Origin of the sequence: Methylobacterium brachythecii (genome assembly GCF_014196345.1) — a bacterium.
GTDB classification, from domain to species: Bacteria; Pseudomonadota; Alphaproteobacteria; order Rhizobiales; family Beijerinckiaceae; genus Methylobacterium; species Methylobacterium brachythecii.
Genome location: NZ_JACIDN010000029.1, coordinates 1 through 1001, shown reverse-complemented (window position 1 = coordinate 1001; position 1001 = coordinate 1). Strand labels below are relative to the sequence as shown.

Here is a 1001-nt window from a genome sequence, read left to right as displayed (position 1 = left end):
CCGGCGAGTACGATGCCCTTCATGGGATGGCCTTTGCGATGTCCCTGCTCGGGCCGACGAGCCGGTCGAGGATGTCTTCGAGCGCTTCTTGCCAAGGCCTCGGCGTCAGGCCGTAGGCTGCCGTGAGGCTCGCTGTCGAGAGCTGGGAGTTGGCGGGGCGTCGTGCCGGTGTCGGATAGGCGCTCGTCGGGATGCCCTCGACCGGGATCGCTCGTCCGCCGCGCCGGGCATTGGCCGCGACGATGGCCTCGGCGAAGCCGTGCCAGGTCGTGGTGCCGGCATTGACGCAATGGACAGTGCCGGTCGGAGCCGCCTCGTCCCCGGCGAGCCGCAGGGCGATGGTCGCCAGTGCCCCGGCAAGATCGGCGGCCGAGGTCGGGCAGCCGTGCTGGTCGTTCACGACGGTGAGTGTGTCGCGCTCTGCGGCCAGCCGCAGCATGGTCTTCACGAAGTTGCCCCGGTGCGGGCTGACCACCCAGGCGGTGCGCACGATGGCGTGCCTCGGATTGCCGGTGCGCACGGCCATCTCCCCGGCTGCCTTGCTCGCTCCGTAGACGCTGGTGGGGCCGATCGGGGCGTCAGGCTCGTAGGGGCCGCTTGCCGAACCGTCGAAGACGTAATCCGTCGAGACATGGACCAGCGGGATGTTTTTGCGAGCTGTCTCGACGGCGAGGATCGCGGGGGCCAGCGCGTTGAGCCGCCAAGCGGCCACGACGTCGCTCTCGGCCTTGTCGACCGCAGTATAGGCGGCCGTGTTGATCACCGCCGCCCAGTCGCGCTCGGCGAAGGTCCGCGCGACGGCAGACTTGTCTGTGATGTCGAGAGCATCGCGACTCGGCGCATGGACCTGCACGCCCTCCGGCCAGGCATAGGCCTGGAGCTCCGTGCCGACCTGACCGCCGCCGCCGAGGATGAGAATGTCCATCTGGGGGGAAGCCCTCGCTCAGGCCTGTTTGGCGGCAGGCGCGAGCCCGAGCCGCTCGCCGGTATAGCGGCCCTCG

At 69.8% G+C, this 1001-nt stretch carries 1 protein-coding gene; it reads right to left on the bottom strand.

The features are described from left to right. Positions 1 to 19 precede the first annotated feature (19 nt). Positions 20 to 925, bottom strand: coding sequence for a dTDP-4-dehydrorhamnose reductase (gene rfbD, locus GGR33_RS25700; protein WP_183516099.1), 906 nt, complete (start codon positions 923 to 925; stop codon positions 20 to 22). Between the last annotated feature and the right edge of the window lie 76 nt (positions 926 to 1001).